Raw genomic sequence first — 16521 nt, 5'->3', positions numbered from 1 at the left:
TCGAAACGGAAAGCACCCCGCTCCATGAAGATCATCATCCTCGGTGCCGGCCAGGTCGGCGGCACTCTGGCCGAGCATCTGGCCAGCGAAGCCAACGACATCACCGTGGTCGACACCGACGGCGAACGCCTGCGTGACCTCAACGATCGCCTGGACATCCGCACCGTCCAGGGCAAGGCCTCGTTCCCCACCGTGCTGCGCCAGGCCGGCGCCGACGACGCCGACATGCTGGTGGCGGTGACCAACAGCGACGAGGTGAACATGGTCGCCTGCCAGGTCGCCTACACCCTGTTCAACACCCCGACGCGGATTGCCCGCGTGCGCGAGGCGGCCTACCTGACCCGCGCGGGGCTGTTCGACAACGAAGCAATCCCGGTCGATGTGCTGATCAGCCCCGAACAGGTGGTGACCAACTACATCAAGCGCCTGGTGGAATACCCCGGCGCCCTGCAGGTGATCGACTTCGCCGAGGGCAAGGCACAGCTGGTGGGTATCCGTGCCTATTACGGCGGCCCGCTGGTGGGCCAGGAGCTGCGCCAGCTGCGCGAGCACATGCCCAATGCCGATACCCGCGTGGCGGCGATATACCGGCGCAACCGGCCGATCATCCCCCAGGGCGACACCGTGATCGAGGCCGACGACGAGGTGTTCTTCATCGCCGCCAAAGCCCATATCCGCGCGGTGATGGGCGAGATGCGCCGCCTGGAGGACAGCTACAAGCGGATCATCATCGCCGGTGGCGGCAACATCGGCGAGCGCCTGGCCGAGGCCATCGAGAGCCGTTACCAGGTGAAGATCATCGAGATGAACCCGGCACGCTGCCGACACCTCTCGGACAACCTCGACAGCGCCATCGTGCTCCAGGGCAGCGCCTCCGACCGCGACCTGCTGCTGGAAGAGAACATCGGCGATACCGACCTGTTCCTCGCCCTGACCAACGACGACGAGGCCAACATCATGTCCTCGCTGCTGGCCAAGCGCCTGGGCGCGCGCAAGGTGATGACGCTGATCAACAACCCCGCCTACGTGGACCTGGTGCAGGGCGGCGAGATCGACATCGCCATCAGCCCGCAACTGGCCACCATCGGCACCCTGCTGACCCACGTGCGCCGCGGCGACATCGAGAGCGTGCACTCCCTGCGCCGTGGCGCCGCCGAGGCCATCGAGGTGGTCGCCCATGGCGACGCCAAGTCGAGCAAGGTGATCGGCCGCAGGATCAACGAAGTGCAGCTGCCGCCGGGCACCACCATCGGCGCGGTGATCCGCGACGACGACGTGCTGATCGCCCACGGCGAGACGAAGATCGAGTCCGGCGACCACGTGATCCTCTTCGTGGTGGACAAGAAGCGCATCCGCGACGTCGAGCGGCTGTTCCAGGCCGGCCTGACCTTCTTCTGATCGACCCGGGGCCGCCACAAGGCGGCCCTGCCAGCTAATTCCGAGGCTCTTTCAGACAGGTCCTACTGCGCCAGCCAGCCTCCCTTGTCACCCTGCGCGGCCTGTTCCTGCTTGTCTGCCTCGGGTCATGCGCTACTCCTCCATCGGTCGAATCCTCGGCGTACTGCTGATGCTGTTCAGCGTTACGCACCTGCCGCCACTGCTCGTGGACCTGCACTACGCCGAGCGCTCCTGGCAGCCCTTCGCGCTGTCCTTCCTGGTCACCCTGCTGACCGGCTTCACCCTCTGGTGGCCATGCCGCCAGCATAAGCAGGACCTGCGCATCCGCGATGGCTACCTGGTTACGGCGCTGTTCTGGATCGTCCTGGGGTCGTTCGGCGCCTTGCCCTTCGCGTTGTCCGACGCACCGCACATGGGCCTGATCGACTCGCTGTTCGAGTCCTTCTCAGGCCTCTCCACCACCGGCGCAACCGTGCTCACCGGCCTCGATGCATTGCCCCACGCCATCCTCTACTACCGTCAGCAGCTGCAGTGGCTGGGCGGCATGGGCATCGTGGTGCTGGCGGTGGCGGTGATGCCGATGCTCGGAATCGGCGGCATGCAGTTGTACCGCGCGGAGATGCCCGGGCCGCTCAAGGACCACAAGCTCTCGCCGCGTATCGCCGATACCGCCAAGACCCTCTGGCTGATCTACTGCGGCCTGACCCTCGCCTGCGCTCTGGCCTACTGGGCTGCGGGAATGAACCTGTTCGACGCCGTCGGCCACAGCTTCTCCACCATCGCCATCGGTGGCTTCTCCACCCACGATGCGAGCATCGGCTACTTCGACAGTCCGCTGATCGAGCTGATCTGCATGACCTTCCTGGTGGTTTCCGGGATCAACTTCAGCCTGCACTTCCTCGCCTGGCGCCAGCGCAAGGTCAGCCACTACCTGAAGGACCCGGAATGCCGGGCCTACCTGGGCATCCTGCTGGTGCTGTTCCTGATCACCGCGGCAACGCTGATCCTCAAACACCACTACGACTCGCCCTTGCAGGCGATCCGCTACGCGGCGTTCATGGTGATTTCGGTGGCGACCACCACCGGCTTCGGTCTCGCCGACTTCAGCAGCTGGCCGACCCTGCTGCCGTATCTGCTGCTCTACAGCACCTTCATCGGCGCCTGCGCCGGCTCCACCGGCGGCGGCATGAAAGTGATGCGCATGCTGCTGGTGTACCGCCAGGGCATGCGCGAATTCCTGCGCCTGCTGCATCCCAACGGGGTGTTCCTGGTCAAGCTGGGGCGGCGCACGGTCTCCGACCGGGTGGTGGAGTCGGTGTGGGCGTTCTTCTCCATCTACCTGCTGACCTTCGTGACCCTGATGCTGGTGCTGCTGGCCCTGGGCGTGGACCAGCTCACGGCGTTCTCCACGCTCGCCTCCTGCCTGAACAATCTGGGCCCGGCGCTGGGCGAAGCGGCCGTGCATTACGGCCATCTGCCGGGCAGCGCCAAGCTGGTGCTGAGCCTGGCGATGGTACTGGGGCGGCTGGAGGTATTCTCGCTGCTGATCCTGCTGACGCCCGCCTTCTGGCGCACATGAGGCACTGATCTTGGGGCAGAATGGCGACCTGCTGACGGAGGCCCGCCATGATCGATTCACTGGAAAAGATGCTCGCCAAGGGCGTGGACAACTCGCTGCTGCGCTTCGGCCTGGGCAAGGGCTACCTGGATGCCGGCGACGCGGCGAAGGCCGCCGAGCACCTGCGCCGCTGCGTGGAGCAGGACCCGAAGTACTCCGCCGCCTGGAAGCTGCTGGGCAAGGCGCTGCAGGCCGAGGGAGACCTGGACGGCGCCCGCACCGCCTGGACCGACGGGCTGGCTGCCGCCCAGGCCCATGGCGATAAGCAGGCAGAGAAGGAAATGACTGTGTTCCTGCGCAAGCTGGACAAGGCAAAGGGCGCCTAAGCGCCCTGTTCGGTGCCGCCACGCAATCTGGTGCGGGATACCTGCAGGACCGAGGGGAGCGCCTAGCCCCTGCTCGCGAACGGACCTCCCGGCGGCTAGGGTACCAAGCCCGTTCGCGAGCAAGCTCGCTCCTACAAAGAGCAATGCTCCTACGCAAAGTCTCTACAGCACCTCGGCAGCCACCGCATCCACTGCCGACCTGGCGATGCCGACGATCTCGTCCGCCTCGGCGCGAGTGAGCACCAGCGGCGGAGCGAAGCCGAGGATATCGCCATGGGGCATGGCGCGGGCGATCATGCCGCGTTCCAGGCACGCGGCGGACACCTTCGGGCCGACCTTCAGCGCCGGGTCGAAGGGCGTGCGCGCCTCGCGGTCAGCCATGAATTCCAGCGCCGCCAGCATACCGTCGCCACGCACTTCGCCCACCAGCGGATGGCCTTCGAAGGTCTGGCGCAGCTGCTGATTCAGGTAGCCGCCGATCTCCGCGGCGTTGGCGGTGATGTTCTCCCGTTCGAGGATGTTCAGGTTGGCCAGCGCCGCCGCGGCGCAGATCGGGTGGCCGGAGTAGGTCCAGCCGTGGCCCATGGCGCCTTCGCGGCTGGACGCGCTATCGATCACGTCCCAGACCTTCTCGCCGGCGATCACCGCCGACAGCGGCGCATAGGCGCTGGTCAGGCCCTTGGCCGTGGTGATCAGGTCCGGGCGCATGCCGTAGCGCTGGCTGCCCATCTTGTCGCCGACGCGACCGAAGGCGCAGACCACTTCGTCGGCGATCAACAGCACGTCGTACTTCGCCAGCACCGCCTGGATCGCCTCCCAGTAGCCCTTGGGCGGGACGATGATGCCGCCGGTACCCATCACCGGCTCGCCGATGAAGGCGGCCACCGTATCCGGGCCTTCGGCGAGGATCAGGTTTTCCAGCTCCTGGGCGCAGTGGCGGACGAAGCTCGCTTCGTCCATGCCCGCCGGCGCCTTGTAGAAGTGCGGGCACAGCGTGTGCTTCACGCCGTCCACCGGCAGGTCGAAGTGCTGGTGGAAGCTCGCCAGCCCCGTGAGGCTGCCGGTGACGATGCCCGAGCCGTGGTAGCCGCGCTGGCGCGAGATGATCTTTTTCTTCTGCGGCCGGCCCAGCACGTTGTTGTAGTAGCGCACCAGCTTGACCTGGGTTTCGTTGGCGTCGGAGCCGGAGAGGCCGTAGTAGACCTTCTTCATGCCGGACGGCGCCCAGTCGCGGATGATCCGCGCGGACAGCTCGATGATCGCCTCGGAAGAGTGCCCCACGTAGGTGTGGTAGTAGGCCAGCTGCGTGGCCTGTGCATGGATGGCGTCGGCGACTTCGGTGCGGCCGTAGCCGATGTTCACGCAGTACAGGCCGGCAAAGGCATCGAGCAGCTCGCGCCCCTGGTGATCGCGGATGCGCACGCCGGAGGCACCCGTGATGATTCGCCCCGGCAGCGCGCCGCTGGCGTGATCGTGGGCGTGGGTCGAGGGGTGCATGAAGTGCGCGCGGTCCTCGATGAACAGCTTGGCGTAGTCGGTCATGGCGGTGTTCTCCCGGTCAGATGGCGCCGTGGTGCAAGGCGAAGTACTTGGTTTCGACGAAGGGCTCGAAGCCCTCGCTGCCGCCTTCGCGGCCCAGGCCAGAGGCCTTCATGCCGCCGAAGGGAATGGGGTGGCCGGTGAACTTGGCGCCGTTGACCGCCACCATGGCGAACTCCAGGCGCCGCATCAGCGGCCAGAGGTGATCCAGGCGTTGCCCACACAGGTAGGCGGCCAGGCCGTACTCGGTGTCATTGGCCTGCCGGACGGCTTCGTCCAGGTCGTCGTAGGCGCTCACACCGGCAATCGGCGCGAAGTTTTCCTCGCGCCAGATACGCATCTGCGGGGTGACGTCGGCCAGCACGGTTGGCTGGTGGAACCAGCCACCGAGTACATGGGGTTCGCCGCCGGCGAGCAGGCGCGCGCCCTGGTCGACGGCGTCCCGCACGCGCTCGCAGGTGACGTCGAAGGCGCCCTGGTGCATCAGCGGGCCGATCTGGCTGCGCGCATCACTGGCCGGGCCGACGCGAAGCTCACGTACGGCGCGGGCGAAACGCTGCAGGAAGGGCTCATAGAGTTCGCGAGCAACCAGGATGCGGTTGGCCGCACAGCAGTCCTGCCCGGAGGTCTGGAATTTGGCGTCGAGGGCGAACTTCACCGCCTGCTCCAGATCGGCGTCCGGCAGGACGATGAAGGGCGCGTTGCCGCCCAGCTCCAGGGCAACTTTCTTCACGTCGCGGGCGGCGGCTTGCAGCACCAGCTTCCCCACGCGGGTCGAGCCGGTGAAGCTCACGGCGCGCACGCGGCTGTCGCCGACCAGGGTTTCCATGGCCATCTGCGGCTCGCCCAGCACCACGTTGAACACGCCGGCGGGGAAGCCGGCTTCTTCGGCCAGCTGTGCCAAAGCGAACGCGGAATAAGGCGTCTCGTGGGCCGGCTTGACCACCACGCTGCAGCCGGCGGCGAGGGCGGCGGCGGCCTTGCGGGTGATCATCGCCGAGGGAAAGTTCCACGGCGTCAGCAGCGCGGCGACGCCCACCGGCTCGACCACCGTGCCCAGGTGCGCATTGGGGATGTGGCTGGGGATGTTGCGGCCGTTCAGCCGGCGCGCCTCTTCGGCGAACCAGGGGATGAAGCTGGCGGCGTAGTCGATCTCGCCAAGGGCCTCGGCCAGCGGCTTGCCCTGTTCCAGGCTGAGTATCTGCGCAAGGTCGTCGCGGTGCAGGAGGATCAGTTCGGCCCAGCGGCGCAGCAGGGCGCCACGCTCATCCAGGCTGCGCGCTCGCCAGGCCGGGAAGGCCGCGGCGGCAGCGTCAATGGCGCCGACGATCTGTTCGCGGTCGAGCAGCGGCACGTGGCCGATGGCTTCGCGGGTTGCGGGGTTGTCGACGGCGATGCTGGCGCCGCTGGCGCTGTGCAGCCAATGGCCGTTCACGTAGCAGAGCGACTTGAACAGCAGGGGATGGGCGTAGGACATGGCGGCGGCTCCTGGGCGGATGGCATGGGAACCATCCTAGGGGCCGCGGGCGCGCGGTTTTTTCCTAAGCGGGGGACGGCGGCGGCAAATCTTTTTGCAGTTCTGCCGCCGCTGTTGGGCTTTTTCGGGTGGCGTCAGGCCGTGGCGGCGCGACGCAGGTTGCGGGTGATGGCGCTGAGCAGCATGCCGTAGAGCGGCACGAAGAGCATCAGCATGACCGCGAGCTTCACGCCGTAGTCGACCCAGGCGATCTCCACCCAGTGCTCGGCCAAGAAGGCGTTGTCGCTGTGCCAGAAGGCGATGGAGAAGAAGGTGAAGGTGTCCAGCAGGTTGCCGAACAGGGTCGAGACCACCGGGGCGATCCACCACTGGCGCAGGCGGCGCAGGCGATCGAAGACCTGGATGTCGAGGATCTGCCCGAACACGTAGGCCAGGAAGCTGGCCAGGGAGATCCGCGCCACGAACGTGTTGAATTCGCCCAGCGAGGCGAAACCTCTGAAGGCGCCTTCCTGGAAGATCACCGAAATGACGTAGGAAGCCAGCAGCGCCGGGATCATCACCCGCGCGATGACCAGCCGTGCCGGGCGCTTGCCGAGCAGGCGGACGGTGAGGTCGGTGGCCAGGAAGATGAACGGGAAGCTGAACGCGCCCCAGGTGGTGTGCCAGCCAAAGAGGGTCATTGGCAGCTGCACCAGGTAGTTGCTGGCGATGATGATCAGGATGTGGAACGCGACCAGGCCGGCGAGTGCGCCGCGCCGTGCCGCCGGAAGGGATGCCGACATGCTTGGGCCTTTTTCGTCGATGGGGTGAGGGAACCCATGCCCGGCACCATGCCGAGCGGCGCGCATTGTAGTCGATCCGGACCGCAAAGTCAGGTTTTGTTGTGCAATTTTTGTTCAGATGAATTCAGCTGCACGGGGCTTTCTTCGCCCCAGCCCTCTCCCGCGGGTCAGCGGTCTTTGGTTTTGCTGGAGCGAGCTCGCTCCTACAGGGAACCTGCCTCCAGCGCCTCGGCGGGAATCGCCGCCTCCTGGGTCTTGATCACCTTGGTGACGATATAGGTGAAGTAGCGCTCGATCCCCACGTCTTCCAGCAACAGCTGGTCGATGAAGCGCTGATAGTGGTCGATGTCGCGCGCCTGGATCATCGCGATGTAATCCACCCCGCCACCGGTGGCGTAGCAGAAGCCGACCTCCGGCGACTGCTGCAGGCGCTGCTCGAAACGCCTCATGTCCTGCGCGGTATGCCGCGCCAGGGTGATCTCCACCAGCACCTGCTGCTGCTTGAACAGCACCGGCCAGTCGATCTGCGCGCGGTAGCCCTTGATCAACCCGGCCTCCTCCAGCTTGCGCACACGCTCCCAGGCCGGGCTGACCGAGAGGTTGATCGCCTCGGCCAGGCTCGACTTGGTGATGCGCCCGTCGCCAGCGAGGATGCGCAGGATCTTCAGGTCGTAGCGGTCGAGCTTGATCATGACGGGCTCCCGTTCAGTCCAGTACCTCGGCGACCACCGCCAGGGTGTCGCCACTCTGCACCAGGCCGGGGAAATGCCGCGCGGCGAGGATGCCGCTGCGCTTGGCGCGGTACTCCACCGGCGCGGCGCCGGTGCGCAGCACGTCGTGCACCCGCGCCAGCACTTCGCCACGCTCGACACGCTCGCCCAGGTCGCGGCACATCTCCAGCAGGCCGCCGTGCTCGCTGGCGACGAAACAGTCACCGTCGGGCATGTCGAGCATCACCGATTTCGCCGGCTCGATCTCGCCGCGCAAAATGCCAGCCTCAACCAGCAGGTTGCGTACACCACGCCGGGCGATGGCCACAGTGCGCGCGCTGCTGGTGCCACCGCCACCCAACTCGGTGGTGACGAACAGCTTGCCCTGTTCCTCGGCGGCGCTGTCGTACATGCCCACCGCATCCAGCTCCAGCATGCGCATGGCGTAGGGCGCGGCGAAGGCGCGCATCAGCGCCTCGCTGGCTTCCTGCTGGGCCTTGTCCGGCAGCACGTGGCAGGCGGCGAAGGGCAGGAAATCCAGGGTCCGGCCGCCGGAGTGGATGTCCAGCACCACGTCCGCCAGCGGCAACAGGGTGCGCTGGAAGTAGTCGGCGATCTTCTGCGTCACCGTGCCGTCCGGGCGGCCGGGAAAGCTGCGGTTGAGATTGCCGGCATCGATGGGCGACGTGCGCTTGCCGGCGTGGAACGCCGGGGTGTTCATGAACGGCACGATGATCACCCGGCCGCGCACGTCCTCGGCACGCAGCTCCTGGGCCAGGCGGCTGAGCGCCACCGGGCCTTCGTATTCGTCGCCATGGTTGCCGCCGGTGAGCAGCGCGGTAGGGCCGTCGCCGTTCTTCACCACGCAGACCGGGATCATCACTGCGCCCCAGGCCGAATCGTCCCGCGAGTAGGGCAGCTTGAGGTGGCCGTGCTGCACGCCGTCGCGCTGGAAATCGACGCTGGCGGCGATGGGGTTTTCGCGCAGCTCTTTATCGAGGGACTGTGTCATCGCCTCACTCCTTCACGAACAGCTGGCGCGGGTAGTCGCAGAAGGTCTCCACGCCGCGCTCGGTGATGAGGATGCTCTCGGTGATCTCCAGACCCCAATCATCCATCCACAGGCCCGGCATGAAGTGGAAGGTCATGCCCGGTTCCAGCACGCTGTTGTCGCTCGGGCGCAGGCTCATGGTGCGTTCGCCCCAGTCCGGCGGATAGCTGATCCCGATGGGATAGCCGCAGCGGCTGTCCTTGTGGATGCCGAACTTCTCCAGCACGCCGAAGAAGGCGCGGGCGATGTCGCCGGTGGTGTTGCCCGGCTTCGCTGCGTCGAGGCCCGCGGCGATGCCGTCGACCACGGCTTTTTCCGCATCGAGGAAATGCTGCGGCGGCTTGCCGAGGAACACCGTGCGCGACAGCGGGCAGTGGTAGCGCTTGTAGCAGCCGGCGATCTCAAAGAAGGTGCCAGCGCCGCGCTCGAAGGGCGTGTCGTCCCAGGTCAGGTGCGGCGCGCTGGCGTCGGCGCCGGTGGGCAGCAGCGGGACGATGGCGGGGTAGTCGCCGCCGTGGCCGTCGGCGCCGAGGATGCCGGTACTGTAGATCTCGGCGACCAGCTCATTCTTGCGCATGCCCGGTTCGATGCGCTCGACGATGTGCGCGTGCATCTTCTCGACGATGCGCGCGGCGACGCGCATGTACTCGATCTCGCGCGGCGACTTCACCGCGCGCTGCCAGTTCACCAGGGCCGTGGCATCGACGAACCTGGCGTTCGGCAGGTTCGCCTGCAGCGAGCGGAAGGCCGCGGCGCTGAAGTAGTAGTTGTCCATCTCCACGCCGATGGTCTTGTTCGCCCAGCCGCGCGCCGCGATGACCTCACGGGACAGGTAATCCATCGGATGGCGTTCGGTGGACTGCACGTAGTGGTCGGGGTAGCCGACGATGTTGTCCGCCTGCATGAACACGGTGCGCCGCGCGCCGTTGGCGTCCTGGCCGCGGCCGAACCAGACCGGCTCGCCGTCCAGCGCCAGCAGCACGCACTGGTGCACGTAGAAGGACCAGCCGTCGTAGCCGGTCAGCCAGGCCATGTTCGATGGATCGGTAACCAGCAGCAGTTCAATGCCGCGCTGTTGCATGCTGGCGCGGACCTTGGCGATCCGCTGGGCATACTCCTCCCGGCTGAAGGGGAGGTTGACGACGATTTCGGACATGCGGAAATCCTCTTGGGGGAATCGTTGTCGGGCTTGGTCGGGATAGCCCGAGACTTTTGGTTCCCCTCACCCCAACCCTCTCCCAGAGGGAGAGGGGGCAGTCCGAGCCGGCTGACGCCGCGGCTTCATCCTGCACCTGACGGTCCCCTCTCCGGCTTGCGGGAGAGGGTTAGGGCGAGGGCGCTCTTCCCGCGAAGCGGGACGAAAAATTCTCAGCTGCTGAAACGGAATCCCTTGCCCATCCGCTGTGCCCGCTGGAAGGCAAGGCCGGCGATGGCCGTGTCCTGGGCGCCGGTGCCGGTGAGGTCGCAGAGGGTGATGTCCTCGGCGCGCTCACGGCCCTGGCGCAGCCCGGCGATCACCTGGCCGAGCTCGGCGAAATCGGCGTCGAGGCTGACCTCGCCGGCCGCTACCGCGTGGTGCATCTCGCCCAGCACGAGGGTCTGGCTGAGGCGGTCGGCGACGTAGTGGTCGACGGCGGCCAGCGCTTGGGCGGCGATCTCGTTCTTGTGCTCGGCGTCGGAACCCATGGCGGTGATGTGCAGGCCGGGGCGCAAGTGTTTTTTCTGGATCAGCGGTTCGCGGCTGGGCGTGGTGGTGATGGCGATGTCGGCGCCTTCCAGCGCTTCGTCGACGCTGGCGCAAGGCGTGACCGCAATGCCCAGGCTGCCGCTCAGCTCTTCCGCACATTGCCGCGCCTTGGCGATGTCCCGCGCCCAGACGCTGGCGCCTTCGATGGGCCGCACCAGGCACAGCGCCTTGAGCTGCAGCCGCGCCTGTTCCCCGGCGCCGATCAGCGCGACCTGGCGCGAATCCTCGCGGGCCAGCCATTTGGCCGCCACTGCGCCGGCGCAGGCGGTACGCACGGCGGTGAGGTAGCCGTTATCCAGCAGCAGCGCGTCGAGCAGGCCGGTTTTCGAGGACAGCAGCATCATCATGCCGTTGAGGCTGGGCAGGCCCAGCTTGGGATTGTCGAAGAAGCCGGGGCTGACCTTGATGGCGAAGCGCGGCAGGCCCGGCAGGTAGGCAGTCTTCACGTCGACTTCGCCGTTGTGCTCGGGCACGTCCAGGCGAAGGATCGGCGGCATCGCCACCGGTGCCGTGGCCAGCAGGCGGAAGGCCTGTTCGACGGCGTCGAGGCTCTCCCGGTCTATCGCCACGCAGGCGCGCAGGTCGGCTTCGCTGAGCAGGGTGACGTCAGCCATGGGCAGTTTCCTCGAGGATCTGTTGGTGTTGTTCGATGGCGATGTTGCGGCCGCTGACCACCACCACCACCGGGCCGACCGGCGCGATCAGGCCGTCCAGCAGCGCGGCGATGCCGACGGCGGCGGCGCCTTCGACCACCTGCCGCTCCTCGCGGTAGGCGTGACGGATACCGGCGGCAATGGAGGGCTCGTCGAGCAGGTGCAACTGGTCGCAGTAGTCGCGGGCGAGTGCGAAGGTGTAGCGGTTGTCCAGGCCGATACCGCCGCCGAGGGAGTCGGCCAGGGTCGGCAACTCTTCCACGTCCACCGGGTGACCGGCGGCAAGGCTGGCGGCCATGGCGGCGCCTCGGCGCATGCTGATGCCGTGCACGCGGATGCTCGGGTCCGCCTGCTTGAGCGCCAGCGCCACGCCACCGAACAGGCCGCCGCCGGAGAGCGGTACCAGCACCTGGCGCACGTCCGGCAGTTGTTCGAGGATTTCCAGGCCCAGGGTGCCCTGGCCGGCGATGATCTGTGGGTGATCGAAGGGCGGCAGCAGCGCCGCGCCCTGCTCACGGGCAATGCGTTCGGCTTCGGCCTGGGCGTCGTCCTGGCTGTTGCCGATAATGCAGACTTCAGCGCCCAGTTCGCGGATGGCCTGCACCTTGTTCGCCGGCACCAACTGCGACAGGCAGATGCTGGCGTGCACGCCGAGCACGCGCGCGGCGTGGGCCAGCGCCCGGCCGTGGTTGCCGGTGGAGGCCGCGACCACGCCCTTGGCCTTCTGCTCATCGCGAAGCTGAGCGATCGCGTTGCTGGCGCCGCGCAGCTTGAAGCTGCCGGTGATCTGCTGGGATTCGAGCTTGAGGTACACCGGCGCCCCGAGCAGACGCGACAGGCTGGGCGAATGCTCCAGCGGCGTCTGCCGCACCAGGCCCTGGATGCGCTGGCGTGCTCGGTACAGCTCGACGAGGGGAATCGGCTCCATCTCGACCTCCGGGGAATGCAGTGGGGTCGAGTGTAGGGGCGGGAAATTGTCGCGATGAATGTACTAGGACGATGTCGCTCGCAGAGGGATTTTCGTAAGAGCGAGGGGGGCGCCTAGCCCTTGCTCGCGAACCGGGCTCCCCGGCGGCTCTGGCGCTGGGCGGGTTCGCGAGCAAGCTCGCCTCTACAAAACAGCCACGTCAGAAATCGTGAATCTTCGGGTACTGCCCGAACAGCTCGCGCATGTCCTCCAGCGCGGACACCATGCGCTCGTCGCTGCACTCCGCCCCCATGCACAAACGCACCGCGCGAGGCCTGGGCGTGCCGCGCACCATGAAGGGATCGGGTGGCGTGACGGCGATGTGCCGATGGCGCAGCTCGCGCACCAGGCTGTCCAGCTCCCAATGCTCGGGAATGCCGATCCAGGCGCTGAGGGAATGCGGATCGCAACCGCGCAGATACTCGCCAAGATGGTCGCGCACCAAGCCCTGGCGCTTCTCCAGCACCTGGCGCTGCAGGCCGATCAGCGCCTGGGCGTTGCCATTGCGAATCCACCGCGAGGCGACTTCCGCCAGCAACGGCGTGGCCATCCAGCTGTTCACCCGCAGGATGCTCTCGGTGCGCAGTGCCAGCCGCCGCGGCATGGCCAGGTAACCGATGCGCAGGCCGGTCAGCACGCTCTTGGTGAAGCTGGTGCAGTAGAACGACAGGTCCGGCAGGTAGTGGCTGAGTGGCAGCGGGCGGCGCTCACCAAGCAGCGGGCCGTAGACGTCGTCTTCGATCACGTGAACGCCGTAGCGCTGGGCGATGGCGGCGATCTCGCGGCGGCGCGCGTCGGGCATCAGGCAGGAGGTCGGGTTGTTCAGGTTGGGCGTGCAGACCAGTGCGGTGATGCGCTCGTTCGCGCAGAGGTCTTCGAAGTGCTCGGGGTCGATGCCCTGCTTGTCGATCTCCACGCCCTTCAGGGTAAAACCCAGTACCTGGGAATTGCCGATCACGCCGTGGTCGGTGAGCTGTTCGCAGAGCACCACGTCATCCGGCCCGGCCAGTGAGGCGAGCGCGAGGAAGATGCCGTGGGCGGCGCCGTTGGTGATCAGCACGTCATCGCGCTCGCGTTGCAGGCCCAGCTGCGCCAGCCATTGCACACCGGCATCGCGGTGCGCATCGAAGCCGGCGACCGGGCGGCAGGCGCGCATCCAGGGCTGGTCGGTTTCCTGCGCCAGCGCGCGGCAGGTGTCCTGCCAGAGGCGGTCGTGCTCGCGCGTGTGGACGATGCTGGCGATGGAGAAATCCACCAGTGCGCGCTCGGGGTGGTCGACCATGTAATGGGCCATGCCCTCGGTCATCCGCCGCGAGACGAAGCTGCCACGCCCCACCTCGCAGCGCACCAGACCCTGGCGCTCCAGCTCCTTGTAGGCATTGGTCACCGTCTGCACGCTGATCCCCAGGCCATCGGCGACGTGGCGCTGCGGCGGCAAGCGCTGGCCGTCGCTCAGGCGGCCCTGCTCGATGTCGCCGGCAATGGCCTGCACCAAAGTCTTGTACTTGGGTTCGCCGACCCGCAGGTCGGCCAGGGCGCGACGCCAGGCTTCCATCTTCAGCGCTCCGTCTGGTCAGGGGTGCAGAGTGACCGACCGGCACACCGGCGGCAATTGTCCTAGTGCAATGTCGATAAAGAAGTGGCTTGCGTATGCTCGGGCGCAGGACACCGCATGGCACACCGGGTCGCATTGTCAGGCCCGCGCAGAAAAAACCTTCGGATGCGTTCGTCGCGACGGTGGCTTTTTCCCGCCGCGCAGCTGTCGATCGGGAAGAGCCGCAAGGCGCCCGGCCTTAGTCTGGCGTCGAGCTTCTCGGCAACGTCTGCGACAGCGCCGAGAGAACTTCGGAAGGCCCCACCCGGGGCCCGACCTACAAGAACAACAGTCGTACGACATTGCTACCTGCCATCCATCGCCGCGCGCCATGAGCGTTCGGCAAGAGAAGTCCAGGAGATCCGAAGATGAGTACCGCCCCTGTTTTCCTGCGCCGCCTGAGCCTCGCCTGTACCCTCGCCGCCGGCGCCCTGGCCAGCGCCGGCAGCTACGCCGAAACCACCCTGGAGCGCATCCAGAGCACCGGCACCGTGCGCATCGGCTACGCCAACGAAGCGCCCTTCGCCTACACCGAGACGTCCGGCAAGGTCACCGGGGAATCCCCGGAAATCGCCACGCAGATCTTCACCAAGATGGGCGTGAAGAAGATCGAACCGGTGCTCACCGAATGGGGCGCGCTGATCCCCGGCCTGCGCGCCGGCCGCTTCGATGTGATCGCCGCCGGCATGTACATCACCCCGCCGCGTTGCCAGCAGGTGATCTTCACCGATCCCCACTACCAGATTCCCGACACCCTGCTGGTGAAGAAAGGCAACCCGAAGAACCTGCACAGCTACACCGACGTGAAGAACAATCCGGACGTGAAGCTGGCGATCATGTCCGGCACCGCCGAGATGGGCTACGCCCGCGCCGAAGGCGTGGCGGAAGAGCAGATCGTCCAGGTGCCGGATACCACCGCACAATTGCAGGCCGTGCGTGCCGGCCGCGCCGATGCCAGCGTCGGCACCGCGCTGACCATGAAGGGCCTGGCAGCCAAGGGCGGTGACGCGGTGGAAGCCATCAGCGACTTCAAGGACGACCCTTCGCACATCGGCTACGGCGCCCTGGCCTTCCGCCCGGAGGACAAGGACCTGCGCGACGCGGTGAACCAGCAGCTCAAGGGCTGGCTGGGTGGCGCCGAGCACCTGGCGACGGTGAAACCGTTCGGCTTCGACAAGTCCAACGTCACCGACAAGACCGCTGCCGAGCTCTGCAAACAGTGACCGTCGCGGGCGCGCGCCTGCCATAGGACGCGCCCGACCGGCCATTGAGTCGAACCTGTCGTTACAGGATGCGCATCATGGGTGAATTACTTCCTCTGCTGCTGCAGGGCGCCTGGGTCACCGTCCAGGTGACTGTCTTCGGTTCCCTGCTGGCGGTGGCCGCCGCCATTCTTGCCGCGCTCGGCCGGCTCGCGCCGTGGCCGGCGGTACGCTGGCTGGCGATCGGCTACATCGAGCTGTTCCGCGGCACATCGCTGCTGGTGCAGCTGTTCTGGCTGTACTTTGTGCTGCCGCTGCCGCCGTTCAACCTGGAGATGAGCGCCTACAGCGTGGCGATCATCGGCCTGGGCCTGCACATCGGCGCCTACGGCGCGGAAGTCATGCGCGGCGCCATCGGCTCGGTACCCAAGGGACAGTACGAGGCGGCGCTGGCGCTGAACATGACACCGTTCACGCGCTTTCGTCGGATCATTCTGCCGCAGGCGCTGCTCTGCGCGATTCCGCCGGGCACCAACCTGCTGATCGAGCTGCTGAAGAACACCTCGCTGGTGTCGCTGATCACCCTCTCGGACCTGACCTTCCGCGCGCGCCAGCTGGACCAGGCGACCTTCGAGACCATGAAGATCTTCGCCCTCACCCTGGTGCTGTACTTCGTCATGGCCCAGCTCATCGTCTTCCTCATGCGGCGCCTGGAGCGCTGGCTGGGGCACGGCCGCATCCACGGAGGCCTGTGATGAAACTCTTCGACTGGGACTTCGCCTGGCAGATCCTGCCGCAACTGCTGCACGCCTCGCTGCGCACCATCGCCATCACCCTGGTGGGCTTCGCCCTGGCGGTGGTGTTCGGCCTGCTCTTCGCCATCGCCCGGCGCAGCCGCCACGCCTGGCTGTCGTGGCCGGCGGCCTGGCTGATCGAATTCATCCGCAGCACGCCGCTGCTGATCCAGGTGTACTTCCTGTTCTACGTGCTGCCGCTCTACGGGCTGAGCATGACCGCACTGGTGGCCGGCACCCTGGGCATCGCCCTGCATTACGCCTGCTACACCGCCGAGGTCTACCGCGCCGGTCTGGAAGCGGTGCCGCGCGGGCAATGGGAGGCGGTTACCGCGCTGAATTTCTCGCCCTTCAAGGCCTACCGCGAAGTGATCCTGCCCCAGGCCATCCGCCCGGTATTGCCGGCGCTGGGCAACTACCTGATCGCCATGTTCAAGGACACCCCGGTGCTCTCCGCGATCACGGTGGTGGAAATCATGCAGCAGGCGAAGAACATAGGCTCCGACAGCTTCCGCTATCTGGAGCCGATCACCCTGGTCGGGGTGTTCTTCCTGCTCATCTCCATCAGCCTGGCCAGCGTCGTGCGCCAGGTGGAAAAACGCACGGCGCTGCCATGACTGACTCTTCCGGAGGAAAACCGATGACTGTTCACTCCCTGCAAAC

15 protein-coding genes are annotated in these 16521 nt (G+C 66.8%); 6 read left to right on the top strand and 9 right to left on the bottom strand.

Features of this window, described 5'->3' with window-relative positions; genetic code table 11:
- Positions 1 to 24: 24 nt before the first annotated feature.
- The 3 genes from trkA to LDJ84_RS00245 all read left to right on the top strand — a co-directional run bounded on the left by trkA (position 25) and on the right by LDJ84_RS00245 (position 3342).
- Positions 25 to 1398, top strand: coding sequence for a Trk system potassium transporter TrkA (gene trkA, locus LDJ84_RS00255; RefSeq protein WP_024763653.1), 1374 nt, complete (start codon positions 25 to 27; stop codon positions 1396 to 1398).
- A gap of 127 nt (positions 1399 to 1525) precedes the next feature.
- The gene (locus LDJ84_RS00250) at positions 1526 to 2977 is read left to right on the top strand and encodes a TrkH family potassium uptake protein (protein WP_038803454.1); all 1452 of its coding nucleotides are present in this window, start codon (positions 1526 to 1528) and stop codon (positions 2975 to 2977) included.
- A gap of 47 nt (positions 2978 to 3024) precedes the next feature.
- Positions 3025 to 3342, top strand: coding sequence for a tetratricopeptide repeat protein (locus tag LDJ84_RS00245; RefSeq protein ID WP_024763652.1), 318 nt, complete (start codon positions 3025 to 3027; stop codon positions 3340 to 3342).
- Between the two features lie 162 nt (positions 3343 to 3504).
- Here the strand turns inward: LDJ84_RS00245 and LDJ84_RS00240 are convergent, their stop codons facing one another.
- The 9 genes from LDJ84_RS00240 to LDJ84_RS00200 all read right to left on the bottom strand — a co-directional run bounded on the left by LDJ84_RS00240 (position 3505) and on the right by LDJ84_RS00200 (position 13823).
- The gene (locus tag LDJ84_RS00240; RefSeq protein WP_226045721.1) at positions 3505 to 4884 is read right to left on the bottom strand and encodes an aspartate aminotransferase family protein; all 1380 of its coding nucleotides are present in this window, start codon (positions 4882 to 4884) and stop codon (positions 3505 to 3507) included.
- 16 nt (positions 4885 to 4900) lie between these two features.
- Positions 4901 to 6358, bottom strand: a complete 1458-nt coding sequence (locus LDJ84_RS00235; RefSeq protein ID WP_170858142.1) for an NAD-dependent succinate-semialdehyde dehydrogenase — start codon at positions 6356 to 6358, stop codon at positions 4901 to 4903.
- Positions 6359 to 6492: 134 nt separating this feature from the next.
- Positions 6493 to 7140 (bottom strand): 7-cyano-7-deazaguanine/7-aminomethyl-7-deazaguanine transporter, encoded by a 648-nt coding sequence (locus tag LDJ84_RS00230; protein ID WP_170858143.1) that lies wholly within the window; start codon positions 7138 to 7140, stop codon positions 6493 to 6495.
- 203 nt (positions 7141 to 7343) lie between these two features.
- The gene (locus tag LDJ84_RS00225) at positions 7344 to 7832 is read right to left on the bottom strand and encodes an Lrp/AsnC family transcriptional regulator (protein ID WP_024765027.1); all 489 of its coding nucleotides are present in this window, start codon (positions 7830 to 7832) and stop codon (positions 7344 to 7346) included.
- 13 nt (positions 7833 to 7845) lie between these two features.
- The gene (gene doeB, locus LDJ84_RS00220) at positions 7846 to 8862 is read right to left on the bottom strand and encodes a N(2)-acetyl-L-2,4-diaminobutanoate deacetylase DoeB (protein ID WP_169889416.1); all 1017 of its coding nucleotides are present in this window, start codon (positions 8860 to 8862) and stop codon (positions 7846 to 7848) included.
- Positions 8863 to 8866: 4 nt separating this feature from the next.
- Positions 8867 to 10057 carry an ectoine hydrolase DoeA gene (doeA, locus tag LDJ84_RS00215; RefSeq protein WP_037012181.1) on the bottom strand — a complete coding sequence of 397 codons (1191 nt, stop codon included), beginning with the start codon at positions 10055 to 10057 and terminating at the stop codon, positions 8867 to 8869.
- Between the two features lie 212 nt (positions 10058 to 10269).
- Entirely contained in the window at positions 10270 to 11262 is a 993-nt protein-coding gene (locus LDJ84_RS00210) for a cyclodeaminase (RefSeq protein ID WP_065327666.1), read from the bottom strand.
- On the bottom strand, positions 11255 to 12229 hold the full coding sequence (gene eutB / locus LDJ84_RS00205) for a hydroxyectoine utilization dehydratase EutB (RefSeq protein ID WP_024765023.1): 975 nt from the start codon (positions 12227 to 12229) through the stop codon (positions 11255 to 11257). The genes LDJ84_RS00210 and eutB overlap by 8 nt, the downstream gene beginning before the upstream one ends.
- A gap of 199 nt (positions 12230 to 12428) precedes the next feature.
- Positions 12429 to 13823, bottom strand: coding sequence for a PLP-dependent aminotransferase family protein (locus LDJ84_RS00200; RefSeq protein WP_226045720.1), 1395 nt, complete (start codon positions 13821 to 13823; stop codon positions 12429 to 12431).
- Between the two features lie 407 nt (positions 13824 to 14230).
- Here LDJ84_RS00200 and ehuB point away from each other — a divergent pair, with 407 nt between their 5' ends.
- The 3 genes from ehuB to ehuD all read left to right on the top strand — a co-directional run bounded on the left by ehuB (position 14231) and on the right by ehuD (position 16475).
- Positions 14231 to 15085, top strand: a complete 855-nt coding sequence (gene ehuB / locus LDJ84_RS00195) for an ectoine/hydroxyectoine ABC transporter substrate-binding protein EhuB (protein ID WP_226045719.1) — start codon at positions 14231 to 14233, stop codon at positions 15083 to 15085.
- A 77-nt stretch (positions 15086 to 15162) separates the two neighbouring features.
- Positions 15163 to 15819 (top strand): ectoine/hydroxyectoine ABC transporter permease subunit EhuC, encoded by a 657-nt coding sequence (gene ehuC, locus LDJ84_RS00190; protein WP_024765020.1) that lies wholly within the window; start codon positions 15163 to 15165, stop codon positions 15817 to 15819.
- On the top strand, positions 15819 to 16475 hold the full coding sequence (gene ehuD / locus LDJ84_RS00185; protein ID WP_024765019.1) for an ectoine/hydroxyectoine ABC transporter permease subunit EhuD: 657 nt from the start codon (positions 15819 to 15821) through the stop codon (positions 16473 to 16475). Before ehuC ends, ehuD begins: the two co-directional genes overlap by 1 nt.
- The last annotated feature ends 46 nt before the right edge of the window (positions 16476 to 16521 follow it).

The sequence above is a fragment of the Pseudomonas sp. HS-18 genome (genome assembly GCF_020401845.1).
Taxonomy (GTDB): Bacteria; Pseudomonadota; Gammaproteobacteria; order Pseudomonadales; family Pseudomonadaceae; genus Pseudomonas; species Pseudomonas nitroreducens.
Note: the sequence above shows the minus strand (reverse complement) of the source record. Positions and strands in the feature narration are given on the sequence as shown.